This window comes from Porphyrobacter sp. THAI-01a (assembly GCF_056868655.1).
In genome coordinates this window covers 1,915,103-1,941,259 of record NZ_CP180579.1, presented here as the reverse complement: position 1 = coordinate 1,941,259, position 26,157 = coordinate 1,915,103, and the positions used below count along the sequence as shown (strand labels likewise).

24 protein-coding genes are annotated in these 26,157 nt (G+C 67.7%); 19 read left to right on the top strand and 5 right to left on the bottom strand.

The window, feature by feature from the left end; genetic code table 11:
- Positions 1 to 15: 15 nt before the first annotated feature.
- Positions 16 to 2,577 carry a TonB-dependent receptor gene (locus tag ACMX37_RS09400; protein WP_483145679.1) on the bottom strand — a complete coding sequence of 854 codons (2,562 nt, stop codon included), beginning with the start codon at positions 2,575 to 2,577 and terminating at the stop codon, positions 16 to 18.
- A 192-nt stretch (positions 2,578 to 2,769) separates the two neighbouring features.
- Between ACMX37_RS09400 and ACMX37_RS09395 the strand changes: the two genes are divergently transcribed.
- Positions 2,770 to 3,450, top strand: coding sequence for a hypothetical protein (locus ACMX37_RS09395; protein ID WP_483145678.1), 681 nt, complete (start codon positions 2,770 to 2,772; stop codon positions 3,448 to 3,450).
- A 158-nt stretch (positions 3,451 to 3,608) separates the two neighbouring features.
- Positions 3,609 to 6,092 carry a TonB-dependent receptor gene (locus tag ACMX37_RS09390; protein ID WP_483145677.1) on the top strand — a complete coding sequence of 828 codons (2,484 nt, stop codon included), beginning with the start codon at positions 3,609 to 3,611 and terminating at the stop codon, positions 6,090 to 6,092.
- A gap of 72 nt (positions 6,093 to 6,164) precedes the next feature.
- On the opposite strand, the gene ACMX37_RS09385 is transcribed toward ACMX37_RS09390, so the two are convergent.
- Both ACMX37_RS09385 and ACMX37_RS09380 read right to left on the bottom strand, forming a co-directional pair.
- A complete protein-coding gene (locus tag ACMX37_RS09385) occupies positions 6,165 to 7,574 on the bottom strand; it encodes a flavin monoamine oxidase family protein (RefSeq protein ID WP_483145676.1) in 1,410 nt (469 codons plus the stop codon).
- Positions 7,571 to 8,503, bottom strand: coding sequence for a DUF1838 family protein (locus tag ACMX37_RS09380; protein WP_483145675.1), 933 nt, complete (start codon positions 8,501 to 8,503; stop codon positions 7,571 to 7,573). The genes ACMX37_RS09385 and ACMX37_RS09380 overlap by 4 nt, the downstream gene beginning before the upstream one ends.
- A gap of 144 nt (positions 8,504 to 8,647) precedes the next feature.
- Here ACMX37_RS09380 and ACMX37_RS09375 point away from each other — a divergent pair, with 144 nt between their 5' ends.
- From ACMX37_RS09375 to ACMX37_RS09355, 5 genes are read left to right on the top strand one after another with little or no spacing between them, the layout of a single operon-like run.
- Complete coding sequence (locus ACMX37_RS09375; RefSeq protein ID WP_483145674.1) at positions 8,648 to 9,472, top strand: aldolase/citrate lyase family protein; 825 nt, start codon at positions 8,648 to 8,650, stop codon at positions 9,470 to 9,472.
- Positions 9,465 to 9,974, top strand: coding sequence for a MaoC family dehydratase (locus ACMX37_RS09370; protein ID WP_483145673.1), 510 nt, complete (start codon positions 9,465 to 9,467; stop codon positions 9,972 to 9,974). The genes ACMX37_RS09375 and ACMX37_RS09370 overlap by 8 nt, the downstream gene beginning before the upstream one ends.
- 28 nt (positions 9,975 to 10,002) lie before the next feature.
- A complete protein-coding gene (locus tag ACMX37_RS09365; protein ID WP_088914011.1) occupies positions 10,003 to 11,190 on the top strand; it encodes an acyl-CoA dehydrogenase family protein in 1,188 nt (395 codons plus the stop codon).
- 14 nt (positions 11,191 to 11,204) lie between these two features.
- Complete coding sequence (locus ACMX37_RS09360) at positions 11,205 to 12,434, top strand: CaiB/BaiF CoA transferase family protein (RefSeq protein WP_483145672.1); 1,230 nt, start codon at positions 11,205 to 11,207, stop codon at positions 12,432 to 12,434.
- A 33-nt stretch (positions 12,435 to 12,467) separates the two neighbouring features.
- Positions 12,468 to 13,568, top strand: a complete 1,101-nt coding sequence (locus ACMX37_RS09355; protein WP_483145671.1) for a CaiB/BaiF CoA transferase family protein — start codon at positions 12,468 to 12,470, stop codon at positions 13,566 to 13,568.
- A gap of 8 nt (positions 13,569 to 13,576) precedes the next feature.
- Here the strand turns inward: ACMX37_RS09355 and ACMX37_RS09350 are convergent, their stop codons facing one another.
- The gene (locus tag ACMX37_RS09350; protein ID WP_483145670.1) at positions 13,577 to 14,332 is read right to left on the bottom strand and encodes a GntR family transcriptional regulator; all 756 of its coding nucleotides are present in this window, start codon (positions 14,330 to 14,332) and stop codon (positions 13,577 to 13,579) included.
- A 41-nt stretch (positions 14,333 to 14,373) separates the two neighbouring features.
- Here ACMX37_RS09350 and ACMX37_RS09345 point away from each other — a divergent pair, with 41 nt between their 5' ends.
- From ACMX37_RS09345 to ACMX37_RS09300, 10 genes are read left to right on the top strand one after another with little or no spacing between them, the layout of a single operon-like run.
- Positions 14,374 to 15,603, top strand: a complete 1,230-nt coding sequence (locus tag ACMX37_RS09345; protein ID WP_483145669.1) for an MmgE/PrpD family protein — start codon at positions 14,374 to 14,376, stop codon at positions 15,601 to 15,603.
- A complete protein-coding gene (locus tag ACMX37_RS09340) occupies positions 15,600 to 16,883 on the top strand; it encodes an MmgE/PrpD family protein (protein ID WP_483145668.1) in 1,284 nt (427 codons plus the stop codon). Before ACMX37_RS09345 ends, ACMX37_RS09340 begins: the two co-directional genes overlap by 4 nt.
- A complete protein-coding gene (locus ACMX37_RS09335; RefSeq protein WP_483145667.1) occupies positions 16,880 to 18,247 on the top strand; it encodes a phenylacetate--CoA ligase family protein in 1,368 nt (455 codons plus the stop codon). The genes ACMX37_RS09340 and ACMX37_RS09335 overlap by 4 nt, the downstream gene beginning before the upstream one ends.
- Before the next feature lie 10 nt (positions 18,248 to 18,257).
- Positions 18,258 to 19,436, top strand: a complete 1,179-nt coding sequence (locus tag ACMX37_RS09330) for an amidase (protein ID WP_483145666.1) — start codon at positions 18,258 to 18,260, stop codon at positions 19,434 to 19,436.
- A 3-nt stretch (positions 19,437 to 19,439) separates the two neighbouring features.
- On the top strand, positions 19,440 to 19,748 hold the full coding sequence (locus ACMX37_RS09325) for an REDY-like protein HapK (RefSeq protein ID WP_483145665.1): 309 nt from the start codon (positions 19,440 to 19,442) through the stop codon (positions 19,746 to 19,748).
- Between the two features lies 1 nt (position 19,749).
- Positions 19,750 to 20,553: an SDR family NAD(P)-dependent oxidoreductase gene (locus tag ACMX37_RS09320; protein WP_483145664.1), complete on the top strand. Its 804-nt coding sequence runs from the start codon at positions 19,750 to 19,752 to the stop codon at positions 20,551 to 20,553.
- Positions 20,553 to 21,425: a polysaccharide deacetylase family protein gene (locus ACMX37_RS09315; RefSeq protein ID WP_483145663.1), complete on the top strand. Its 873-nt coding sequence runs from the start codon at positions 20,553 to 20,555 to the stop codon at positions 21,423 to 21,425. Before ACMX37_RS09320 ends, ACMX37_RS09315 begins: the two co-directional genes overlap by 1 nt.
- Entirely contained in the window at positions 21,422 to 22,180 is a 759-nt protein-coding gene (locus ACMX37_RS09310; RefSeq protein ID WP_483145662.1) for an enoyl-CoA hydratase/isomerase family protein, read from the top strand. Before ACMX37_RS09315 ends, ACMX37_RS09310 begins: the two co-directional genes overlap by 4 nt.
- On the top strand, positions 22,177 to 23,079 hold the full coding sequence (locus tag ACMX37_RS09305) for a VOC family protein (RefSeq protein ID WP_483145661.1): 903 nt from the start codon (positions 22,177 to 22,179) through the stop codon (positions 23,077 to 23,079). Before ACMX37_RS09310 ends, ACMX37_RS09305 begins: the two co-directional genes overlap by 4 nt.
- The gene (locus ACMX37_RS09300) at positions 23,079 to 23,381 is read left to right on the top strand and encodes a YciI family protein (RefSeq protein WP_483145660.1); all 303 of its coding nucleotides are present in this window, start codon (positions 23,079 to 23,081) and stop codon (positions 23,379 to 23,381) included. Before ACMX37_RS09305 ends, ACMX37_RS09300 begins: the two co-directional genes overlap by 1 nt.
- 7 nt (positions 23,382 to 23,388) lie before the next feature.
- Here the strand turns inward: ACMX37_RS09300 and ACMX37_RS09295 are convergent, their stop codons facing one another.
- Positions 23,389 to 24,426, bottom strand: a complete 1,038-nt coding sequence (locus ACMX37_RS09295) for a YybH family protein (RefSeq protein ID WP_483145659.1) — start codon at positions 24,424 to 24,426, stop codon at positions 23,389 to 23,391.
- 70 nt (positions 24,427 to 24,496) lie between these two features.
- Between ACMX37_RS09295 and ACMX37_RS09290 the strand changes: the two genes are divergently transcribed.
- On the top strand, positions 24,497 to 25,255 hold the full coding sequence (locus ACMX37_RS09290) for a hypothetical protein (RefSeq protein ID WP_483145658.1): 759 nt from the start codon (positions 24,497 to 24,499) through the stop codon (positions 25,253 to 25,255).
- Between the two features lie 95 nt (positions 25,256 to 25,350).
- Positions 25,351 to 26,151 carry a mechanosensitive ion channel family protein gene (locus tag ACMX37_RS09285; RefSeq protein WP_483145657.1) on the top strand — a complete coding sequence of 267 codons (801 nt, stop codon included), beginning with the start codon at positions 25,351 to 25,353 and terminating at the stop codon, positions 26,149 to 26,151.
- Positions 26,152 to 26,157: the final 6 nt, after the last annotated feature.

Sequence of the window (26,157 nt, the reverse complement as noted above, 5' to 3'; positions counted from 1 at the left end):
GCATGGACAGGCCGATCAGAAGTCGTACTTCGCCCGCACCACCCAGGTGCGCGGCGGGTTCAGATAGCTGAAATTGGCCAGGGAGCTCTCGACCGCCTCCTCGTCGAAGCAGTTGCGGCATTCCGCAACCAGCGCCCAGCCGCCGACATGCTTGAGCGTCAGGCCGGCGTTGACGATCCAGCGATCCTCGCTGAACGAACCGGTGATCGGATCGATCAGGTTCCCGAGCCGCAGCGTGTTGGCCGGGAACACCGTCCCGGTCGGTCCGGTCACGTCCTGGTCGTAGAAGGTGACGTTGCTGGTGCCGACTTCGCTCTCGCTGCGCCAGTTGGCATTGACCGAGGGCGTGAGGGTGAGATCGCCGAGGGCGATATCGTAACTGCCGCCGAACGCGATGGTGAAATCGGGCGTGCGGACGGGTTCGGCAATCGTGCCGTCGGGAGCGACGATCCCGACACCGCAGGCAGCGGCATTGTTGGCACCGGCGGGGGCATTGGGAATGCGCCGCGCGGCCAGCTGCGTGAGGCAGGTCGCTTGCTGCGCGGCCACCGATTGCACCCCGAATTCATCGAGCGCCGGGGCGTTGCGGTCGATACGGTACTCGTCGTCCTGGTAGCCGACCGATGCAAACAGGTTCAGCCCTTCGACCGGCACAGTCGTGAGCTCGAGTTCGAGACCCCTGTTGCGGTAATCGGCGAAGTTGCGGATCAGGAACGCGAGCGATCCGTCGGGCCGGATGAAGCCCGAGGGCGTCTGCAGGTCGGCCAGATCGATCCAGAAGGCGGTCAGGTTGAGGCGCACCTTGCGGTCGAGAAACTCCGTCTTGGCGCCCGCTTCGTAGCTCCACGCGGTCTCGGGCCCGAAGGGCAGAAGTTCCGAGGCCGTGGTCCCGCGCGCGTTCCAGCCGCCCGACTTGAAGCCGCGGGTCGCCGAGGCGAACAGCAGCACATCGTCGGTCGCCCGGAAATTGACGGCAAAGCGCGGGGTGAAGATGTCGATGGACTGGTTGGTCGGAATGGGCCGGCCGTTGGTCGCGATCAGATTGGCCGTGTCGATGCACTGCGAGGGGCCGAGCTGCGCCGCTGCCCGGCACAGACCATTGCCGAGACGTGGGCGGTTGTCGCGGATCGCGAAGGTCTTCTCTTCGTCGGTGTAACGGATGCCGGCGGTCACCGTCAGGCGATCGGTGAGGTTGAGGTCGGCCTGGAGATAGCCCGCCCATGCCTCGGCGCCGTTGTCGATCACGCGGTCCGCCAGGACCAGCGGGAAGCCGTCGGGCAGCGGGGCGATCGCCAGCGAGAAGATGTCGCCGAAATCGGTGCGGTTGTCCTCGTGGAAGTAGAACACGCCGCCCACCAAGTCGATCAGCCCGTCGCCGATGGAACCGGTGAACTTGATCTCTTGCGTGAACTGCGTGTGCTGACCCTCGTTGACGATGGTGAACCCGCCGAACGTGAAGCCCCGGATCGGCGGCACCGGTGCGGTCAGGCTCGGCAGGGCACGCCCGTCGGCAAAGTCGACGGCGAAGTCCTGGTTGAGATCGACGAAGCCGGTGATGATGTTGACCGTCCAGTCGCTGCCGAGGTCGAACTCCAGGTTCGAGGAGATGAAGTCCATCGTCGCCTCGTTCCCGAGACCGAAGCCGGACTTGCGACCCGTCAGCAGCGGGCCGAAGGTGGAGCTGACGAAATTGCCGTTGCGCCTGATCCCGGTCGCCGCGAAGCGGCCGTCGCAATTGGCCGGATTGGTCGGGTCGCAATCGAAATTGAGCGTGTTGCCCGCGCTCGAGGAGGTCTTGATGTACGAACCCGTCCAGCGCGCCCAGTCGGCCAGCTCGCCCCGCAGACCGAGCCGCACGCCCCAGCCGTCGTTCTCGTTGTCGCGTTCATTGGTGACGTTGTTGATCGTGAAACCGTCGTCATCCTGCCAGTAGCCCGACACCTTGATGGCAAAGGTGTCGGCGAGGGGCAGGTCGAGCGAGGCGCGGGCGAGCTTCTGGTTGTAGCTGCCGTAACCGATCTCGGCATAGCCGCCGAAGCGGTCGCCCGGTTCGTTCATGTGGACGCTGATCGCGCCGCCCGTCGTGTTCCGCCCGAACAGCGTTCCTTGCGGGCCGCGAAGCACTTCGATGCGGTTGACATCGAACAACGAGAGGTTGTTCGCGTTCTGGCGCGAGAGGTAGATGTCGTCGACATAGGTGCCGATCGGCGGATCGAAGGTGGCGATCGATTCGGTGTTGCCGATGCCGCGCAGGTAGTAGGAGTTGGCCGAACCCAGGCCGGTGTTGTTGAGCCCGACGAGGTTCGGCACGAACTGCGCCACTTCGAGCGCATTGGCGATCCCGCGGCGTTCGAGCTCTTCCTGCCCGAAAGCGGTGATCGCGATAGGCACGTCCTGAACGCTTTCCTGCCGGCGCTGGGCGGTCACGATGATGTCTGACACGCCGCCCTGCTGCTGGCCGGCCTGCGTATCGGCACCGGAACTGTCCTGTGCCAGGGCGGGAGCGGCGGTTGCGCAAAGCGCAAGGGCGGAGGTCATGCCGGCAAGCGCCGGATACAGGCGAACACGGATTGTCATGGAATGGGGCTCCTTACCGAATGTGAGCCTGGTCGCCTGCTGACGATCCAGCGCCGCTCTCCTGCGCACCCTGAAGTTGTCCGGACAAAAGCTTGCCTGTCAAGCGCCGAAATGCAATTTGTCCGGACAATGTGCATGAAAAATGTCGTTAGACGTGATTTATGCGCAACAGTCTGACACGGGAGCCACGCCTTGGATCTTGCCGCACTCGCCTATCCGGCGCTCGTCTATGCGCATCTTCTGCTGTTCGTGCTGTGGCTTGGCGCAGACGTGGGCGTGTTCATGCTGGGACAGCATTTCCGCAAACGCGACAAATGGTCGCTCGACCAGCGCATTGCCCTGCTCACGCTGCTGGTCGAGGTCGACATGATCCCGCGCAGTGCCTGGGCCCTGATGGTGCCGCTGTCGCTGAGTGTCGTCGAAGCAGGCGGATGGTGGGCCGTGCCCGGCGGATTGCTGGCCGGCGCATGGGGCGTCGGCCTTGGCTGGCTGTGGCTGGTGTGGGACTCTCACCGCCACGACCAGACTCCGCGAGCCGCACGCAACCGCCGCATCGAAGGTTGGCTGCGCTGGCTGGTCGGCGGGTTCTACCTTTGGCTCGGCGGTCAGAGCCTGCTGCTCGGGGCGCCGCTGGAGCCCGATTGGCTAGCCCTCAAGGCGTTGCTGTTCGGGTGCATCTTCGTCGCTGCGATCATGATCGACGTGACGTTCAAGCCTGTCGGGGCGCAGCTGGCGGCGGTCCTGACGCAAGGGTCGAGCGACGCCACCGAAATCCCGCTGCGCCGCACGATGGACCGCACCCGCGTATGGGTGTTCGCGGTCTATCTGCTGCTGGTGGCAACCGCATTCCTCGGCAACGCGAAGCCGCTGTGACCGGCGCCATCCCGTGTCGTCGCAAAGCCACGGTCCAACACCGCGATTGGACTGCGACAAAAATTTGTCTGGACAAATTTTCCGACACAGGCAGAAATGCTAGGGGGACTTAACGGTGCCGCTCCGCGGAGCAGGGGCCAATGGGAGGCAAACACATCATGAAGAAGCTTGTTCGTAGCATCTTGCTGACGGCCACGATCCTGACGCCGGCCACGGCGATGGCGCAGACCGTGTCCGGAGATGATGATCGGGAAGCGGTATCGACAGCGCCCAGCGGCAACGAGATCGTCGTCACCGCGCGCAAGACGGAGGAACGGCTTCAGGAAGCGCCGCTGGCGGTTTCGGTGGTGACCTCGGAAGGCATCGACCGGCTCGGCTTCAACAGCGTCACCGACCTGACCCGCGCCACCGCCGGCCTCGTCTTCGACGACAGCTTCGGCCGTGACGCCAACCGCCCGGTGATCCGCGGGCAGGCGAACATCCTGGGGGATTCCGGCGTCGCCTTCTTCATCGACGGCATTTACTTCAACGGCTCGATTGCCGACTACGATATCGACTCCATCGCCCGCATCGAGGTGGTGAAGGGACCGCAGAGCGCACTCTACGGGCGCAACACCTATTCGGGCGCGATCAACATCATCACCAAGTCGCCCGGCGACCGCTGGGGCGGGCGGGTCCAGGCCGATGTGGCCGAGGGCATGACCTATGACGTCAGCGGTTCGATCAGCGGCCCGCTCGCACCCGGGCTCGGCCTCATCGTCGGCGGGCGCTATTTCAAGAACGAAGGCCTCTTCACTAACCAGTTCGACGGCACGCCGATCGGTGTGCAGGAGACGAGTTCGGGCTTTGCCATGCTCAAGTACGACAACGGCGGCGCGCTGCGTGTCGGTCTGCGCGGCAACTATACCCGGACGCGCGATGGCCAGCCGGCGATCTTCGCCACCGACGCCAACGACAACAACTGCCTGCCCGACAACGGGGCCCTCTATGCCGGGCGTGGCCGCTATTTCTGCGGCGTGATCCAGCCGCGTCCGGTCAGCAGCGACTACAGCCGCCAGTTCGCGGGCGAGTTCGTCGGCAACGCGATCGACACCTGGAACGCGGGCCTCAGCATCGACATCGATCTGACCGACAATCTGACGCTGACCTCGTTGACCGGGTACAACAACCGGGAAGCCGTGCAGCGCACCGATGGCGACTATTCGCCCAACCGCTTCCAGGGCGTGATCTTCGCCACCATTCCGCTCGGTTCGCCGGTGGCGCCCTCGGTGCCCTTCGGTTTCGCCAGTTCGCAGACCGATTTCTCCTTCTCGAATGCCTCCAAACGCGAAGACTGGTCGCAGGAGCTTCGCCTGCAATACACCACCGAACGCGCACGGGTGCTGCTGGGCGGCTACTACTGGGATCAGGACAGCGTCTCGCGCGACAACCGCGTGCTGCCCCCGGGTGCGCAGGCCGAAGCCAATGCCAACATGCTCGCCGCCCGCCAGGCGCGCTGCGCGATCACGCCGCGCTGCGGTTCGCTGAGCCCCGCTTTCCCGCTCGGCACCCTTGCGGAGAGCCGCAACAGCTCGATCGACAATATCCGCAACATGGCGGTGTTCGGCTCGATCAGCTACAACCTGACGGATCAGCTCTCGATCAGCGCCGAGGGGCGGTATCAGGAAGAGCGCATCCGCACGCTGGCGCAGACCGCGACCGTGGCGGCGGGAAATATCGGCGCGCCGGTACGCGGCGAGGCGACCTTCCGCGAGTTCCTTCCGCGCATTACCGTCGATTACCAGCTGACCCCGGACAATCTGCTCTATGCCGTCTATTCGGAAGGCCAGAAGCCCGGCGGTTTCAACGGGGCAGCGGCGATTTCGGTCGGACGCTCGACCTTCGATGCCGAGGACGTGAAATCCTACGAGGTGGGTTCGAAGAACACCTTCCTCGACGGCGCGCTGGTGGTGAACCTCGCCCTGTTCCACAACCAGATCACGGGATATCAGCTGACGCAGCCGGTCGAGGTTATCAACCCGCCGGCAGCTCCGCAGCAGGTGACCGCGATCAACAATGCCGGTGACGCGCGCATCAACGGCTTCGAGTTCGAGCTCATCGCGCGCCCTTCGCCCGAGCTCACCCTCACGGCCAACTACGCCTATGCGAACAGCCGCTTCCGCCGCGGTCTGGACGAGAACCAGGGCGTGCTCGACGATGTGGCGGATGACGGCCTCGTCAACTGCTCGACCGGCGACCAGCTGCCCAACATTTCGGGCTGCCAGTCGCGGTTCGGCGACATCACCGGCAAGTCGCTCCCGCGTGCGCCCGAGCACACCGTTTTCGTCGATCTCGACTACCGCCGCGACATCGGCAATTCCGGCTGGCAGGGTTTCGCCGGGATCAACGCCTATCTGCTCTCGAGCAGCTTCGCGCAGGTCCACAATCTAGCCGAAACCGGCGACTCGGTCATCAGCGATGTCCGGCTCGGCGCGCAGAACGACAACTTCCGCATCCAGCTGTATGTCCGCAACCTGTTCGACGAGACGGCGGTCAACCAGCTGATCCGCTATGCCGACGCCAACCGCGACCTGCGCCGCAGCTTCATCGCCGGCCTTCGTCCGCCGCGCCGTTTCGGGGTGATCGCCGAGGTGCGTTTCTGACACGTCGGCCTAAGGGATGACACATCGGACGGCGGGAGCACACGGTGCTTCCGCCGTTCGCCTTTCAGCCGCTCAGACGCGCGCCAGCACCGCCTCGACCGCTGCCTCGGCGCTTTCCAGCGCCGCTTCCATGCCGCTTGCCGCGCGCCCGAGATGTTCGCCGGCAAAGTGCATCCGGGTTCCGCGATGGCGGGTGAGGGCGGCGAGGTCGGCGGCCATTCCGGTGCCGATATGGTGGTAGATGCCGCGCGCGCCGGGCTCCTTCTGCCAGCTGAAGAACCGCAGCACGCGCAGCTTGCCTCTGGCCGAAGGCCGCATGGCCTCGATCCGCGCCACGATCAGGCGTCCCGCCTCGTCAGGCGGCATTTGGTCGAGCAGGTCCGCACCGGCGCCGGTGGTCCAGAGCTTGAGCATGGGCGGGTTCGATCCGAGCACGAACACGCGTCCGATCAGCGGCTCGTCGGTCCACAGCGTCTGCGGCAGTCCGTCGGCTTCCCAGAACGGCTCGCTCGCCGCGATGTAGGCGAAGCTGGCACGGGTGTAGGGCAATTCCGCGAGCATCCGCCTTGCCGCGGGGGGAAGGGGGACCTCCATCGGGATCCGGCGCAGCGCGGCAAAGGGGATCGTGCAGATGGCCTGTGCCGCATGCAGGGTCCGGTCGCCGAGCCGGAGGCTGACGCCGCCAGCTTCCTCGCGAATGCCGCCGACGGTCTGGCCAAGCCGCACTTCGCGCCGCAAGTCCGACGCCATCGCTTCGGGCAGGCGCTGCGATCCTCCTGCGATAGTCGCCACCGGTCCCGGCTGGCTGGCGTAGATGGCGAAGGTTCTGGCAAGGTTGAGCTGCGACATGGTGTCGAGCGCATTGCCATTGAAATTGGCGCCGATCAGTCGCAGCGCCTCCTCGCTCGCCCCGGCCCGCCTCAGCGCATCGCGCACCGAGATGTCGGCATCGGGCGCAGCATCGCGCCAGGCGGCAGGTCCGGACAGGCGGGTGAAGGCGCGGGCGTAATGCCGCATCAGTGCAGCCGGTTCGACGGCACGCTCGCGCTCGGCGAGGCGGTTGCCGGCGCTGGTTGCCCACTCCGCGGGCGCCGCGACGGCACCATTGACCACGTAGAGATTGCCGGGCGCATCGGCGATGCCCGCACCGCTGCCGGCACCATCGGGGAGGTCGATCCCGAGCTGTTCGGCCAGCGCGCGCAGGCGGGCATATCCCGGCCCGACCTGAATCCCTCCGGCTTCAGGGGCACCCGGCAGGTCGCGCAAGGTGTGGAGCCTTCCGCCGACGCGCTGTCCCGCCTCGACCACAACGACCGACAGGCCAGCCGCCTCGCAGAGCCGGGCCGCGTGAAGCCCGGCGAGCCCCGCGCCGATGATCGCGACGTTGGCTTCGGTCCGGCCGCGCGCCGCTGCCGGAGCGGCGCCGGCGATGATCGCGGCGCTCCCCCCGGCCAGAAAGGCGCGCCGCGTCGTCGGGATCAATGGCCCTCGCCAGTCTTGCCGCCGGTGCCCGCAGCCTTGCGCGCCTCATCGGTCAGCAGCTTGAACTTCGTCCAGGTGGTCTCGTTCGGGCGCATGTCGTCGGCGGGCGGGGCCTGCTCGTAGATCGGGTAATTGGCCCGGATCTCGTTCTTGAGCACGGTCGGCAGTTCCTCGAAGCCGCCGGGCAGCTTGCGCCCCATGGCATTGAAAACCATCTGGCCGGGGCGGCTGCCCATCTTCATCCAGGGTGCCCAGCCGGAAATCCGCACCCAGCTGATCATCGGATAGGCCGTCGGCTTGGTGCTGTCGTAAAGCTCGCTCTTGAGCGCACCGAAATCGAAGATCTCCATCGCGTGATATTCGCCGCCGACATATTCCTGATAATCGCCGGCGAGCGGATTGGTGTAGAACAGCGGCGCCTCGAAGGGCATGAAGACATAGTCGCCCGCCTCGCGCAGGCTGTCGAGCGTGAGCGGCTTGCCGTCGGCACCCACCGCGAAGTTGGGACGACCGTTCACCGGGTCGTTGTGGATGTGCATCACCTCGACCGTTTCCCCGGTGTAGGGATTTGTCCATTGCTTGAGGACTTCGCCGGTCTTGGGGTCGAGCATCAGCATGACCTCGCGGCTGACCAGTCGCCAGCCCTTGCCGCGCTGGGGATCGTTCACCTCGACGCACCGGCGGATGTTCATGCCTTCGCCCTTGAACAGCAGCTTGTCGCGCACCCCGGGGCTGCGCCCGTAGATGTTGCCCGACCAGTGATAGACCGCCGGCTTGTCCGCAGAGACGCCGCATTGCAGCCGCTTGGAGATCTCCAGCGCGTCCTGCGGATTGGCAGGGTCGAGCGTGCGGGCATCCGCTGCCCCCGCTGCCAGCGTCGCGCCGGCGAGCAAAGCGGTAGCCCAACGGCCGAATTTCCTGGATGTCATCTTTTCCCTCCAAACCAGCGTGATATGCGGAACAAGCGCGATGGATCACACAATTCCTCCTTGACTTTAGATTTGTCCGGACAAATTGTGAAGCCTCAATTCTGAGTGGTGCGGTAGAGCGCCGATAGGATCAGGACCGCCATCGTGTTTGCCGCAGCCAGCCTGTTGTTTGTCCCCGGATCGCGGACCGATCGCTTCGCCAAGGCGAAGGCGGCGGGCGCCGGTCTCACCGTGATCGATCTCGAGGACGCGGTCGCGGCTGACGACAAGGCCGCCGCCCGTGCGGCTGCGCTGGGGCAGGTAGCCGAAGCGCCGGAGGGCTGGGCGATCCGCATCAATGCCGTGCGCACCGCGGCCGGCATCCGCGATCTTGCCGCGCTGGTCGATTCACCCGCATTGCCCGAGGTGCTGCTCGTGCCAATGGTCGAACTGGCGGGCGATCTGGAGGTCATCGCCGGCGCGCTGGGCGACCGGTGTCCGCAGCTGATCCCGCTGATCGAGACCCCCCGGAGTCTGCGCCATGCTCTTGCCATCGCCTCCGTCGATAAGGTCGCTGCGGTGATGTTCGGCGGCGGCGATTTCTCGGGCGAGCTGGGCGTCGAACTGGCGTGGGAGCCGCTGCTCGCTGCGCGCCAGCAGCTCCTGCTCGCCTGCGCCGAGGCCAGAAAGCCTGCGATCGACGTTCCCTTCATCCGGCTTGAGGACGAAGCGGGCCTTGCCGAGGAAGCGGCCCGCGCCCGCGCGATCGGTTTTTCCGCCAAGGCGGCGATCCATCCCGCGCAGCTGCCCGCGATCCACACCGCTTTCCTGCCGACCGAGGCGGAGGTTGCAGAGGCGCGCGAGGCGCTGGCCGCCTACGAGGCCGGCGGCGGGCGCGCGATCCGGTTCCGCGGGCGCATGCTCGAGGCGCCCTTCATCATCAGGTATCGCGCGCTTGTGACGCGCCACGAGGAGCAAGCGAATGCGTGACAGCTACATCGAAGTTTCCCCCGGCCGCTTCCGCGAGGTGCAGGGGCGCTATTTCGAGGATTTCGTGGTCGGCCACGTCTACGAACACCGCCCCGGGCGCACCATCACCGATGCCGACAACGTCTGGTTCACGCTGCTCACCATGAACACCCACCCGGCCCATTTCGACTACGAGCTGTCGAAGGACACCGAATTCGGCAAGCCGCTGGTGGTCAGCCCGTTCACGATTGCCTTGATGACCGGCATGAGCGTCTCCGACACCAGCGGGAAGGCGATCGCCAACCTCGGCTGGGACGAGGTGCGGATGGTCAAGCCGCTGTTCGTCGGCGACACGCTCTATTGCGAGAGCGAGGTGCTGGAGAAGCGCGACAGCGCCAGTCGCCCCGAACAGGGCATCGTCACTTTCAAGACCATCGCGAAGAACCAGCACGGCGACATCGTCGCCCATTACAAGCGCACCGTGCTGGTGTGGAAGCGCGGCTTCGGCGCGCTCGACAAGTAACCCTGCAAGACCCCAAGGACCCATCGTCATGGCCACCGCCGCAGCAATCGCCAACCCGATCCGCACGATCGACCCAGAGGAGGAACGCGCCTTCATGGACGCGATCGACCGCTGGCTCGAGCGCGAGGTGATCCCGGTCATCAAGCACCACGATCACAACGACATCTGGCCTGCCGAACTGGTCGCGCAGATGGCCGAGATGGGGCTGTTCGGGGCCACCATCGGGCAGGAATACGGCGGTCTCGGACTGCCCGCGACGACCTATGCCAAGATCGTGATGAAGATCTCCAGCCACTGGATGGCGATCACCGGCATCTTCAACTCGCACCTCATCATGGCCGCTGCGGTCGAACGTTTCGGCACGGCGCAGCAGAAGGCCAAGTGGCTGCCCCGGTTCGCGACCGGCGAGATCCGCGGCGGGCTGGCGCTGACGGAGCCCAATGCCGGAACCGATCTTCAGGCGATCCGCACCGTGGCGCGGAAGGACGCGAACGGCGACTACATCCTCAACGGCACCAAGACTTGGATTTCCAACGCGCTCAACGGCCAGTGCTTCGCGCTGCTTGCCAAGACCGACCCTGCCGCCGAACCGCGCTACAAGGGCATGAGCCTGTTCATCGCCGACAAGCGCGAAGGGCTTTCCACCGGCAAGAAGTTCGACAAGCTCGGCTACAAGAGCATCGATAGCGCGGAACTCGTCATGGAGGACTACCGCATCCCCGCCGACCAGCTGATCGGCGGCGTCGAGGGGCAGGGCTTCTTCCAGGCCACCGGCGGGCTCGAGCTCGGACGCATCAACGTCGCCGCGCGCGGTGTGGGGCTGGCCGAAGGCTCGCTTCGGCTCGCCACCGAGTATGCCCAGCAACGCCAGACCATGGGCAAGCCGATCGCGGAGCACCAGGCGATCCAGCTGAAGCTCGGCGAAATGGTCACCCGTGCACGGGCCGCGCGGCTGCTGACGCTCGATGCCTCGGAGGCCTACGACCGCGGCGAACGCTGCGACAAGGAAGCCGGCATGGCCAAGTACTTCGCCAGTGAGGCTGCGGTCGAGAACAGCCAGGAGGCGATGCGGATCTACGGCGGCTATTCCTATTCCAAGGAATACGACATCGAACGCTATTACCGTGACAGCCTGCTGATGTGCATCGGCGAGGGGACCAACGAGATGCAGCGCATGATCATCGCCAAGCAGCACCTCAAGGAAAACCCGGCCTGAGAGGGCGGCGCGGGATGGAGCCGGCAACCGATCTTCCGCTCCGGGGCTTCCGGATCATCAGCGCCGAACAATACGGCGCTGGTCCCTACGGCACGATGTTCCTCGCCCAGATGGGCGCCGAGGTCATCAAGATCGAGCCGCCCGGCAAGCCTGCTCCCGATGGCACGCGGCGCGGCGGCGGCGACACGGCGCGCGCCGTTGGGCCGCATTTCCTGCGCCCGGGGGAAAGCGTCTACTTCCAGGCCTTCAACCTCAACAAGCGGTCGCTGACGCTCGATCTCGGGACCGACGCCGGACAGGAAGTGCTGCACCGGCTGGCGGGGCAGAGCCACGCTGTCGCCAACAACATGCGCGGCGATCTGCCCGCGCGGCTGGGGCTCGATTACGCCGCGCTCGGCAGGATCAACCCGGCCATCGTCTGCGCGCACCTGTCGGCCTATGGGCGCGACAACGCGCGCGCCAAGTGGCCGGGCTATGACTACCTGATGCAGGCCGAGGCGGGATATTGCCAGCTGACCGGCGAGCCGGGCGGCGACCCGCAGCGCATGGGCCTGTCGATGGTCGATTTCATCACCGGAACAATCTTCTGCATCGGCCTTCTGGGCGCGCTGGTCGACGCGCAGCGCAGTGGCAGGGGGCGGGACGTCGACACCGATCTGCTGTCCGCCGCCGTGCACCAGACCTCCTATCCGGCCCTGTGGTACATGAACAACGGCGACGAGACCCAGCGCACGCCGCGCAGCGCCCATCCCACCGCCACGCCCAGCCAGATGTTCCGCGCCGCCGACGGCTGGATGTTCGTGATGTGCCAGCTGCCCAAGTTCTGGGACATCCTCACCACCCGCATCGGCCGCGAGGATCTGGCTGCCGACCCCCGCTTCGCCAACAATGCCGACCGGCTGGCGAACCGCGAGGTGCTGACGCGGTTGCTCGACGAGGAATTCAGCCGGAAGCCGATGGCCCATTGGCAGGAACTGCTCGGAGGGCATGTCCCCGTCGCTCCCGTCTATGAGCTCGGCGCGGCGCTCGACAATCCGTGGCTTGCCGAGATCGGCCTGCGCGACAGCGTGGACCACCCCGATGCGCCGGAGCTCAAGGTGCTGGCGAACCCGCTGAAGTTCGACGGCAAGCGGCTGCCCAACCGCGCCGCGCCGCTGCTCGGGGCCGATAGCGAGGATATTCTCGCCGACCTCGGCTATGATCCCGACGAGATCGCCCGCCTGCGCGCGGACGGGATCGTCTGACGCCGGCCGCAAGGGGAGGGAGAGGGCAGGAGCATGGGCAAGCTCAGCGGCATACGCGTGATCGATCTCTCGCAGTTCCTGCCGGGTCCGATGCTGACCGTGATGATGGCCGATCAGGGTGCGGAGGTGATCAAGATCGAGCCGGCCGCAGGCGATCCGGCCCGCGAGCAGGCGCCCTTCGATACCTATGACGGTGCAACCCATTCGGTGTGGTTCGCCAATCTCAATCGCGGCAAGACAAGCGTCGTGCTCGATCTCAAGAGCGAGGACGGCAAGGCCGCGCTGCGGGATCTGGTCGCCGGCGCGGATGTCTTCGTGGAAGGCTTCAGGCCCGGTGTGATGGCGCGGCTCGGCTTCGATTATCCGAGCGTCAAGGCAATCCGCCCCGATATCGTCTATTGCTCGATCTCTGCCTTCGGACAGGAAGGCTCGCTGTCGCATCATCCCGCGCACGACATGGCGGTGCAGGCCCTGAGCGGGTTCCTTTCGGTGAATGACGGGGCTGACGGGACGCCGGTGGTGCCCGGCGCGCCGAGCGCCGATCTGGCGGCAGGGCTGACGGCCCTCTCCGCGGTGCTGATGGCACTGGTGGGGCGCGACCGGACGGGGGAGGGCGCCTATATCGACTGCGCGATGTTCGACAGCCTGCTGCCCTGGTGTGCCCACATTGCCGGCAGTGCCATCGCGGGCGGCGAAAGCCCGCGCTCGGCTGCGCAGCGCAGCCTCGGGGGGGCAGCGCTTTATCAGGTCTATCGCACCGCCGATGATCGCCACATCGTGCTGGGCGGGAGGGAGCTGAAATTCGCGCGCAACCTGCTGGTCGCGCTGGGCCGCGAGGACCTCTATCCGCTCGCCGATGCTCCGGCCGGCGAGCAGGGCGAGCTGATCGCCTACCTGCGCGAAACCTTCGCCACGAAAACCCGGGCCGAGTGGGTTGAATGGTTCGCCGACAAGGATGTCGCCTTCGCCCCGGTGCTCGACTTCCGCGAGGCGCTCGACTCCCCCCACATCGCCGAGCGCGGCCTGACGGTGGCGGACGCCAGCGGCGGCCGTTTCATTGCGCCCGCGATCCGCTTTGCCGGAGAGAACTGGTCGCCGGGCCGCGTGCCGGGGCTGGGAGAAGGGGCCGCGTGATCTCCGCCTCAAGCCTCGACGTCGATATGCATCGCGTAGGCGAAGCGGTCACCGGGATGGTGGCTGACCGAGATCTCGAAGATCCGTCCCTTGGGATCGAAATAGCACCGCAGGATCCGCAGCACCGGGCTGCCTTCGTCGACCTCGAGCGCTGCGGCGATCGCGGGGTCGGCGGCGATTGCCTGGATGTCCTGCGTGACCTTGCCGATCTGCACGCCGGCGAGCTGCTCGATCTGGCTGAACAGCGTGCCGGCGCCAAGATCGAGAGCCTCGACGGCATCGCCCAGCATCTCGTGGAAATAGGCGTCCGTCGCAGCGATCGGCGGCGCGTCCCCGGCATGACGACGGACCCCGCGAAACGCGGTCCATTCGCCGTCGGTCGGATCGGCAAGCTGCACGGCGACTTCGCCGGGAAGCGGGCCGTGACCCTGCCTTTCGTAGACCACTTCGCTGCCTTGGGCATATTGCAGCAGCTCGCCGACGTTGGAGAGCGGCTGGTGCAGCGCGCCGCCGCGTGCGGCGGCCGGCTGGACCGTCGTGCCCGAACCGCGCCGTCGCTGGATCAGTCCTTCCGCCTCGAGCCGGCGGAGCGCCTCGCGGATGGTGTAGCGGCTGACGTCGTACTTGCGGCACAGGACGGTTTCGGTCGGGAACTGCCGCCCGCCGGCGAAATCGCCCTTGAGGATCTCCTCGCGCAGTTCGGCTGCAAGTTGCAGATAGCGCGGGATGCGCTGCATCTTCGCTCCGGTGGCGGTAGTGGCCAAGCTTTGCTCCGAATCTCTTGCGGCAGGGCGGAGGCGGCGCGATGACCGGACCGCTCCTGACCGGACTTGGCACAAGGTTAGCGCGCCCCGTCACAAAAGGCGAGCGTCAGCGTGCACGTCTGCACCTGCTCGACTGGCTTGCCTGTGTCGCCGGGGCGCGGGGCAGCGAAGCAGGGGCGCTGGGCGCAAGCATCGCGCTCGCCGGCTGGGAGCGCGCGACCTATCTCGGCAACGTGCTGGAAATGGACGATGTCCACCGCACCGCGCTGCTCCATCCCGGTCCTGTGGTGTGGCCGGCGGCGCTGAGCATGGCGAGCGCGGGCATGGAGGCGCGGCTCGATGCCGCAGTGCGCGGCTACGAGGCGATGATCGCGATCGGCGCAGCCATGGACGCGCATCACTACGCCCGCTGGCACCCGACCGCCACGATGGGCGGCTTCGGTGCGGCGGCGGCCTTCGGCTCCCTGATCGGCTTCGCTCCGGTCGAATATGCCCATGCGCTGGCCAATGTCGGATCGGTCGCCGGGGGTCTCTGGCACATGCGTCACGCGCCGGGCGTGCTGACGAAGCAGTGGCACATCTACCACGCGGTTCGCACGGGCCGCGACGCGGCACTGCATGTCCATTACGGGGCGACCGGGCCGCTCGAACTGCTCGAGGGGGCGCAGGGGCTGTTCGCGGCGATGGCGCAAAGCCCGGGTGCGCTGGCGGGGGATAAGGCGGGCTGGCTGATCCATGCGGTCAGCTTCAAGCCTTTCGCCGCCTGCCGCCATGCCCACCCTGCCATCGACGCGGCGCTGGAGCTGCGCAGGCAGGGCCGTCTCGTCGCGCCCTTCTCGGTCGAAACCTATGCCGACGCACTGACCTTCTGCGACCGGCCTGACCCACTCAACGAACTGGAGGCGAAGTTCTCGCTCCAGCACGCGGTCGCGGTGGTAGCCGACGGGCGAGACGCCGAGCCGCAGGACTTCACGCCCGAGGCCATCGCCGCGCTCGCCCCCTTGCGCGCGCAGGTGAGCGTCGCCGAGGACCCTGCGATCACCGCCCGCTACCCCGCGCATTTCGGGGTGCGGGTCAACGGGCTGGAGCTGGTCGACACGCTCGGCGATCCCGAAAGGCCGGTGGGCGAGGAGCACATCATCGCCAAGATGCACAGCCTCGCGCGATGGGGCGGCTTGCCCTCGGGCGAGGCGGATCGCGCCGTGCGGCTCGCGCTGGTGGACGACGATGCCGCCGCCATAGACGCCATGCTCGAGGCATGGATCCGGTGAGCGCGACCGCCGATCTTCTCGCCTTCGCGGGCGCCGAGCACGCGCTGCCGGAAGCCGTGCGCGCCGACACGCTGCGCCTGCTTGCCGACACGCTCGCGGTCGGCGCGGCGGGTGCGGGTGCGCCGGGCGCGGATGCGATCCTTGCGGCGGCCCGGATGATGGGGAGCGGAGATGAGGCCCGGCTGATCGGCACCCCGCAGCGCCTGCCCGCGCCCGCAGCGGCCTTCGTCAACGGCTACCGCATCCACTGCCTCGAATGGGACGCGGTGCACGAGCCTGCCGTGGTTCACGCGCTCAGCACCGTGGTCGCGGCTCTCGGCGCGGCGATCGACCGGCGGGGCGGCTGCGATTCCGAGGCGGCGCTGGCGGCCCTTGCGGTGGGGGTGGATGTCGCCGCGGGCCTCGGGCTGGCTGCCGATACCCCGCTGACTTTCTTCCGCCCCGCCACCGCCGGGGTGATCGGTGCGGCACTCGCCGTGGCGCGGATCGACGGTGCGCCGCTCGACGATACGCTCGGCCTTGCCTTCTCGAGCGCGGCGGGCACGATGCAGGCCCATGTTGAGGGGCTGGCGACGCTCCCCTTCCAGATCGCCAACGCCGCCCGCGCGGCTGTGACCGCCAGCGACCTCGCCCGCGCAGGCTTTCCCGGGCCGCGGGACCCGCTGGAAGGCCAGTTCGGCTATTTCCGCCTGTTCGACGGAGGCGACCTTGCACGCTACACCCGCGATCTCGGCAAGGTCTGGCGCATCGCCGAAGTGAGCGTGAAGCCCTTCCCGAGCGGTCGGGCCAGCCACGCTCTGATCGGCGCGATCGGCGAGCTCGGCCTCGGGGCGCAGGATGTCGAGGCGCTCGAGATGCATGTGCCGCCGCTGGTGCACCGCCTGATCGGGCGGCCCTTCCGGTCCGACATGACCCCGGCCTATGCCCGCCTGTGCGGCCCGCTGCTGGCGGCGCTGGCCCTGCGCGACGGGCTGATCGACCCGCGCGCCTTCACCCCCGGCACCTTCGCCGACCCGGCCATCGCCGCGCTGGCGGGGCGCATCGCCATCCTCGTCGACGACAACCCCGATCCCAATGCGCTGAGCCCGCAGCGGATGGTGGGGCATGTCGCGGATGGACATATCGACATGGAGATCCCTCACACGCTCGGCAGCCCGGCCAGCCCGCTTTCACCTGCGCAGGCGGAGGCCAAGCTGCGCCTCGCCCGCGATCTTGCCCCCGCCGATGCCGACCCGCGCATCTTCGCCGACCCTCTCAGCTACTTCACCGGAACGCCATGACCTACCCGACCTATTTCGAAGCGCTCGACCACCAGCAGATCCTCGCCGACTACCCCATCGGCGAGGCCTTCACCGCGCGCTACAGGAAAATGAGCCGCGACGAGCTCTTCGCGATGCAGGATGCGCAGTTCCGGCGGCTGATGGCGCGCGGTTGGCAGGTGCCATTCTACCAACGGCTGTGGGGCGCGAAGGGGATCGAGCCGGGCGACATCCGCGGCCTTGCGGACATCGGCAAGCTGCCGGTCTACGACAAGAGCGACCTCATGGCCTCGATCGCGGACTATCCGCCCTTCGGCGACTTTCACGGCATGGGCGATCCCGCCTCGCGCGCGCCGACCATCTTCCACACCACCTCCGGCACCACCGGCAAGCCGCAGACCCTGATCTTCGGGCCCAAGGGGCGCGAGGTCGGCAATCTCCTCGTCGGCCGGATGTACCGCTGGATGGGGCTGGAGCCGACCGACGTCGTCCACTCGGTCTACGGGCACGGCATGATCAACGGCGGGCACTATATCCGCGAGGCGGTGACGCACTTCACCAATTCGGTGTTCCTCTCCGCCGGCACGGGGATCGAGACCCGCTCCGTCAACCAGGTGCGGCTGATGGCCGATTTCGGCGTCACCGCGATCGTCGGCTTCGTCGACTATATCAGAAAGCTTGCCGAGACCGCCGAGGCAGAAGGGCTGTTCGACAAGATCGCTATCCGCATGATCATCGGCCACCTCGGCACCGAGGACCGCGCCTCGACCGAGGCGGCGTGGCACGGCGCGAAGGCCTATGACTGGTACGGCGTGGGCGATACCGGAAGCATCGCGGGCGAGGGGCCGGAGCGCGACGGGATGTATGTCTGGGAGGACGCGCAGTATCTCGAACTGCTCGACATCGAGACCGGGCAGCCGGTGGCACAAGGGCAGACCGGGGACATGGTCGTCACCTGCCTCTACAAGGACGACATTGCCCCCTGCATCCGCTTCAACACGCACGACATCACGCATGAACTCGATGGCCGGGGCGAGATCGTCTTCAAGCGCATCGCAGGGTTCAAGGGCCGCAGCGACAACATGGTCAAGCTGCGCGGGATCAATGTCTTCCCCCACGCGATCGGGGCGATCATCGAGAACCGGCCCGACCTCACCGGCGAATATGTCTGCCACCTGCGCCGCGACCAGGCCCAGAAGGACCACATGACGGTGACGCTCGAAAGCCGGGGCGGGACCGACCCGTCGGAGCTGGCGGACCTGCTGCGCCGGGGCCTTGGCGTCGAGGTCGAGGTCGCGCTGGTCGGTCCCGGCGAGACGGCGGCGGCAACCGAAATCGATACCCGCCAGAAGCCGCTGCGGCTGATCGACAGGCGCGGGGTGTGAGGGTGCATCCATGATCGACTTCGACGCCATCGAAGCGGCCAACGAACCGCTCAACGCCTTCAGCGACTTCGACCGCTCGGCATGTTTCGGCGCGGGGCCGCTCGCGGGCCTGACCGTCGGGGTCAAGGCGAACATCGCAGTCGCCGGAATGCCGTGGCACGCCGGGCTTGCCGCCTTCGAGACGCGGCTGGCGGAGCGTGACGCCGACACGGTGGCGCTGCTGCGGCAGGCGGGGGCGGCAATCATCGGCGTTCTCAACATGGAGGAAGCCGCACTCGGCGCGAAAACCGACAACCCGCATTTCGGCCCCGTCCACAACCCGCACCGGCTCGGCTATTCGCCGGGCGGCTCGTCAGGCGGGAGCGGGGCGGCGGTGGCGGCGGGGCTGTGCGATGCGGCTCTCGGCACCGACACGATGGGCTCGATCCGCATCCCGGCCAGCCATTGCGGGGTCTACGGCTTCAAGCCCGCCACCGCGAGCGCCAGCCAGCAGGGGCTCGAACCTGCCGACCTGACGCTCGATGCGATCGGGCCGCTGGCGCGCGATCTCGACACGCTGGAACGGGTGGCGCGCGTGATCTCGGGCTTCGGCGACGATTCGCTGGAAGGCCCCGGCGCGACGCTGACAGAGCACGGCGTAGAGTTGCATCCGGACGTCGCCAGCGCCTTCGCGGCGGCGCTGGCCGCATTGCCCGAGACGCCGGCGCGCGCCGTGCTCAGTCACCCCCTGTCCCGCATCCGTTTCGCCGGGTTCATCGGTGTCTCGCGCGAGATGGCGGCGCATCTCCGGGGTGTTGCCACGTCGGAACGGCTCGCCCGGCTCCTGACCTACGGCCCGCGCCGCAGCCTTGCCGACTGGGCCGAGGATCGCGCGATCCTCGAGCGGACCGCCGCCGAGGTGCGCGCTGTGGTGGAGGAGCACGGCTTCCTGATCCTGCCGACTGTCCCCAACCCGCCGTTCCCCCACAGCGATCCCGAGCCACCCGCGCAGGCCGATTTTACCTGTCTCGCCAACATCGCCGGCCTGCCGGCGCTGAGCATGCCCGCCGGATGGACCGCCGACGGCCTGCCGACGGGTGTGCAACTGGTGGGCAACGCCGGCGCGGAAAGCGGCCTGTTCGCGCTCGCCCGCCAACTCGACGACAGATTGCGGGCCTATCGCCCGTCCCAGCACCAGCAAGGAGCCTGACCGATGCGCATCATCTGCCTGTTCAACCTGAAGCCCGATGCCAGCATTGCCGAATACGAGGCATGGGCAAGGACCCGCGACATCCCGACGGTGAACGGCCTCGGCTCAGTCACCAGCTTCACCGTCCACAAGGCCACCGGCGTCTTCGGCGACGATGCCGCCACCCCGGCCTACCAGTATATCGAGGTGATCGACATCACCGGCATGGACGCCTTTGTCGCCGACATCTCGACCGCGGACTTCCAGGCCGCCGCCGCGCCCTTCCAGGGCTTTGCCGATGCGCCGCAGTTCATCCTGACCGAGGATCTGTGACATGACAGCCAGCTTCGCGGGCAAGACCATCGTCGTCACCGGATCGGGCAAGCAGAAGGGGCTGGGGCAGGGCATCCTTCAGGCTTTCGCCGATGAAGGCGCCAACTGCGTCGTCTCCGACCTTGCGATCGATGCCGAGGCCCTGGGCGTCGCCGAGGATCTGCGCGCCCGCGGAGCGGCGGTCGCGACCATCGCCTGCGACGTCTCGAAGGCCGACCAGTGCCGCGCCCTCGTCGATCAGGCGGTGGAGCGTTTCGGCGGCGTCGACATCCTCGTCAACAATGCCGGGATCGGCTTCAAGATGAAGCCCCTGCTCGAGGTCGACACCGCCGACGAGTGGGACCAGGTCATCGCCGTCAACCTGTCGGGCGCGTTCTACTGCACCCAGGCCGCGGCGCGGGCGATGGTGGCGGCCGGCAAGGGCGGGCGGATCATCAACATCGCCAGCCAGGCCGCCAAGACCGGCTTCCCGCATCTGCCGGCCTATGTCTCCTCCAAGCACGGGATGGTCGGGCTGACGCGGGCGAGCGCCGTGGAACTCGGCGCGCACAGCATCACCGTCAACGCGGTGTGTCCCAACCATGTGACAACCGGCCTCGGCGCGCAGCAGAACGAATATTTCTCCAAGCTGCTCGGCTTTGCGAGTGTCGAGGACTATCTCGCCAACATGGCAGCCAAGAACCCGATGGGCCGCCCGGGCCTGCCCTCCGACACCGCCGCCGCCTGCCTGTGGCTGGCGAGCGATGCCGCTTTCTACGTCACCGGCGAGGCGCTCAACGTCTCGGGCGGGGAGGAGATGCACTGATGCCGCTCACCGAAGAGAGAATGGATTGGCCGGGCGGGGCGAAGCTGGCGCTCTCCGTTGTCGTCAATGTCGAGGAAGGCAGCGAGATGACCATTGCCCGCGGCGATCGCGGGATGGAGCCGGTCGACGAGCTGGGCGTCTTCGTCAAGTCGAAGATGCGCAATTACTCGAATGAATCCAACTACCTCTACGGCATCAAGGCGGGTGCGCCGCGAATCGTGAAGCTGCTCAGGCGCTACGATATCATGGCGAGCTGGACGGTCGCGGCCATGTCCCTCGAGAACCACCCCGAGATCGCCGCGGCGATCCGCGCGCTCGGCCACGAACCCGTCAGTCACGGCTGGCGCTGGGTCCACCAGTTCAAGATGGACGAGGACGAGGAGCGCGACTTCATTCGCAAGGCCGTCACCAGTATCGAGGCGACCTGCGGTGTGCGCCCCTACGGCTGGCTCTCGCGCTACCTCCTCACCGACAACACCCGCCGCCTGCTGTCGGAGGAGGGCTTCACCTATCACATGGACGATTACAGCGGAGACGTGCCCTTCTGGGACCGCGACACTGTGCCGGGAAGGCCCATGTGCATCGTCCCCTACCAGCTCGACAGCAACGACATGAAGATGTGGACCGACCCGGCGCTGACCCCGCACCAGTGGCTCGACTATGCCAAGGCGAACTTCGACCAGCTCTACCGCGAGGGCGAGGAGGGCTTCCCCAAGATGATGAGCCTCGGCCTGCACCTGCGCATCATCGGTCGCCCCGGGCGGATCTGGGCGCTGGAGGAATTCTTCCGCCACGTCCGGGCGCACGAGGGCGTGTGGGTGACGACCCGCAAGGCCATCGCCGATCACTTCATGGCGGCCCACCCGGCATGAGCCTGCGCCTGACCCGCGAAGGCGCCGTGGCGCGCCTGCTGATCGACCGCGCCGACAAGCGCAATGCCTTCGACATGGCCATGTGGGAGGCGCTCCCCGCGCTGGTCGCCGAGGCGGCCGCCGATCCGGCGGTGCGGGTGCTCGAGGTGCGCGCCGCGCAGCCGGGCACGGCGTTCTGCGCGGGCGCGGATATCCGCGAACTGCTCGCCAACAAGGACGATGCCGCGTGGCGCGCGGCCAATCAGGCGGCGATCAACCGCGCGCAATGGGAGCTCGCGCGGGCCGAGGTGCCGACCATCGCCTTCGTCGAGGGCGACTGCGTGGGCGGGGGCTGCGGGATCGCGATGGCCTGCGACATCCGCGTGGCAACCCCGGCAGCGCGGTTCGGGATCACGCCCGCGAGGCTTGGCCTCGTCTACCCGCTGCACGATGTGAAGCTGCTGGTCGATCTGGTCGGGCCCGGGCAGGCGAAGCGGATGCTCTACACCGGCGAACTGCTTGCCGCCGAAGAGGCGCAGCGGATCGGGCTGGTCGAGATCATCGCCGGAAGCAGCGATGAAATCGCTTCCCGGATCGCCGCCGCCTCGGGCAGCAGCGCGCGGGCGATCAAGGGCTTCGTGCGCCGGGTGCTCGACGGGCAGGTGGCCGACGACGCGGAGACGCTCGCAACCTTCGCGGCGGCCTTCACCGGGCCGGACTTCGCCGAGGGCACCGCAGCCTTCGTGGAAAAGCGCCAGCCGGATTTCAAGGCATGACCATCCCGCACGGCACCATCCTCGGCGGCCTCTCGACCATCCCCGACCTTGCACAGGGCATTGCGGCCTATCACGGCGTGCTCGGGCTGGAGCTGTTGGAGGAGGGCGCGCTGCCTGCCGATCTCGCCGCAGGCTGGGGCTGTCCGGCGAGCGCAGGCGCGCCCTATGCCGTCCTGCGCCCGGCGAGCGGCGCGCCGTGCTGGTTCCGGCTGGTCGAGCAGCCCGCGCAACCCGCCTTTCGCCCGACCACCACCTTCGGCTGGGCCGCGTTCGAGACCACGGTCGAGGACGTGTGGCACTGGCCCGACGCCCTGCCGCCCGATCTGTGGGAGATTGTCGGCCCGCCGAAGAAGCTCGAGAATGTCGCGCCCGCCTTCATCCCCATGCAGGCACTGGGGCCGGGGCGCGAGATGATCTATCTCAACCAGGTGCTGGCCGACATGGGGGACACCGATCTGCCGCGGGCAGCGGCGCCGGTCGACCGGATCTTCATCACCGTCCTTGCCGCGCCCGATCGCGAAGCGGCGCTGGCGTGGTATTGCGATGCGCTCGGGCTGGAGCGGGGCGCGGACTACACGCTGCCCTATTCGATGATCAACAAGGCCTTCGCCCTGCCGGCCGACACGCAGACGACGATCTCGATGGTCAAGGCGGGACGGATGCCGATCGTCGAGGTGGACGATTACCCCGCCGCCGCCACCGTGCGTGCCCGCCATGAAGCGATGCTTCCGCCGGGCAACGCGCTCGTGACGCTGGCGGTGCGCGATCTCGATGCCTGCAACGCCCGCTGGATCGCACCGCCGGTGGTGCGCGAGGGGGCGCTCTACGAAGGCCGCCGCAGCGCCGCCGCCATCGGCGCGGCGGGCGAGCTGGTCGAGTGCGTCGAGGTCGGCGGGTGATGCTCTTCGCCTTCCGGTACCGTGACGGCGCGAAGGGCGCGGCGCTCCGGGCGGAACTGCTGGGGGCGCATCTCGCCCACGTCGAGGCGCATATCGATCACTATGCTGTCGCCGGGCCGCTGAGGGACGGGGATGTGACGGTCGGATCGCTGCTCGTGATCAAGGCGCGCGACATGGCCGAGGCGCGCGCGCGGTTCGAGGCCGACCCCTATTTTACCGGCGGGCTGTGGCAGTCGGTCGAGGTCGAGGAGTTCCGGGCTGTCGCCGGGGACTGGGTGGGCGGCGCGGCGTGGAAGCGGTGAGTCCGGCTTAGCGGGCGTCGGTCGCGTCGGGCGCGAGATTGTCGATGTCGCGCCACAGCAGCCACTGGCCGCCCTTCCACTTGTAGACCAGCATCGAGCGGCCCGCGACCGAGACGGGCGGCTTGCCGGGGAAGGTGATCGCCATCGCATACCGCGCGGTGACGAAGCCGTGCTCGCCCTCGGCGCGCGCTTCTTCGGGTGCGAAGTCGATCGTCGCGCTGCCGCCGGCATCGCGCACCCGGCGCAGATGGGCAATGATCGCGTCGGCGCCCATCAGCTTCGGGGTGCCATGCGTCATCAGCACCGCGTCCTCGGCATAGAGGCGCCGCAGCGCGTCCCAGTCGCCGGCTTCGTAAAGCGCCTTCCAGCGCGCGCCCGCCTCGACCAGCCCGGCTTCTCCAGCCTCGCCGGTCGGCGGCGGTGTGTCGGCGGCCGAGCAGCTGCCCTGCATCCAGCGAAGGTTGATCCCCACAAGGCGCGCATCGGGCGAGGCCCAGGCATAGCTTTCGGCGCGCTCGGGATCGTCCTTGTGGACGTAGAGCACCAGCGAGGGCTTGTTGCGGCTGCCCTTCGCCCAGGTGACGTTGCGCAGGCGGATCGAGAGGTCGGGAGCGATGCCTTGCCCGGGGATGGCGACCCGTCCGCCCTGATCGAAGCTCGCCAGCCCGCCGGCGAAAGTCCAGTCAGGCGTGCCGTCGGGCTTGGCGGCGAACTTGCGCACCGAGACCCAGCAGGTGAAGGGCTGCGCGCGGCGGATCTCGCTGCCCGCGATCTGCCAGCCCGAGCCGCCGGCGCGCGGTGCAAGTCCGGGAACCGGGCCGCGCTGCCATTCGCCCTTCGGCGCGCCGAAGGCATCGATAGGGCGCCAGCGCCCGTCCTCGCCGACCTCGACGAGAACCGGCTCGGGCCGCGCACGTCCCTCTTCCTCGGCGAAGTAGGCGTCCTCGGTGTTCGTCCAGATGCCGGCGGGCAGGGTGTCCTGCGCCCGAGCGGCGAAGGGCGCGGCGACGACGAAAACGGCGGCAAGTGTTCGAAGGCGGCGCATGGTGCTTGCCTAGAGCAATGCGGCATGGTTGAAAAGATGTCCGGACAAATTGGGGGGCGGGAGACGGGACATGCGCGGGATCATGGCGGCGGCGATCATCGCTCTGACGGGCCTGTGGAGCGGGCCGCTGCATGCCGAGCCGTCCCCGCCCGGGCCGCGCGCGATCGTCGAGCGCGCGGTCGCGGCGCATGGCGGTGCCCTCTGGCTCGATCCGGGGACGCTCGAACTGGCGGGGACGGCGACCTTCTACGACCCGCAAACCGGCGCCGTGCGCGCGCAGGCGGACGATTATCGCATGTGGCGCACCTTCGAGGAGGGCCGCACCGCCGCGCACGAGGCCTCGGGCAAGGTGCGGATCATCGCGAGGGCGGGCGACAGGGTGATCTTCGAGGTCGGCTATGACGGCGAGACCACCTGGACCGAACGCGGCATCATGCCCCGCGCCGAGGCCGACGCCTACTGGGCGAGCAATTTCGGCTTCGGGATCATCCGTTCCGCGCTTGAGGACGGCTTTGCCCTGCACAACGCCCCGCCGCGCGACATCGCCGGCCGCCGCACGACCATCGTGCGCATTCTCGACCCCGGGGGCGCGCAGACGCTGTTCGGCTTCGATGCCGAAAGCGGCTTCGTCACCTACATGGCCTTCACCACCCCGCGCGGCTTTCACGAGCGGTTCTATGGCGATTTCGTCCGGCTCGAGAACGGCTGGGTGCAGGCGCGGCGGGTGACGCTGGCCTATGACGGGCTCATCGCCAACACCGTGTTCTGGCGCGAGACCCGCATCGGTGCGCCGCTCGATCCGTCGCTGTTCCGCCCGCCCGCGCCCTGACCGCAGCGCGTGTCGCAAGATTGTCCAGGATTGGGCAATCTTCGGCCCGGAAGTGGCTATTCCTGCACATTCTTCGTTCCAGCAGGGGGATCATCATGGAACTTGATTGGGCAACCATTTCCGCCGCGGTGACAGGGGCCGCATTGCAGATCGCGGCGGGCTTTGCGCTCTACATGATCGGGCGCTGGCTGATCGGCTTCGCGATCGGGATTCTCGGCCGCGTGCTGACAGCGCGCAACTTCGATCCCACGCTGCAACGCTACATCGCCTCGATCCTCGCGGTGGTGCTCAACATCGTTCTGGTGGTGGCGATCCTCGGCTTCTTCGGGATTGAGACGACCAGCTTCGCGGCGCTGCTCGCCGGCGTCGGCCTCGCGGTCGGCGCGGCATGGTCGGGCCTGCTCGGCAATTTCGCGGCCGGGGCCTTCCTCATCATCTTTCGCCCCTACAAGGTCGGCGACTACATCGTCGGCGGCGGTGTCGAGGGCACGGTGACCGAGATCGGCCTGTTCAACACCGTCATCACCAGCCCGGACAACGTCCAGACCATCGTCGGTAATTCCAAGGTCTCGGGCGATGTGGTGAAGAACTTCTCGACCCACGCCTACCGCCGGGTCGACCGCACCGCGCAGCTCGCCTTCGGGGTCGATCCGCTCGACGCCATCGCCCGCCTGAAGCCGGCGCTGGCGGCCATCCCCAATGTGATGGCCGAACCCGCGCCCGATGTCGAAATCCTCGACTTCAACGAGCGCGGCACGGTGCTGGCGGTGCGGCCCTATTGCCATACCGACCATTACTGGCAGGTCTATTTCGACACCAACCGGCTGATCGCGCAGACCTTCGGCGAAGCGGGTTATGCCGCGCCGTTCACGGTCGAGTGCAAGACCACCGCCTGACACCCG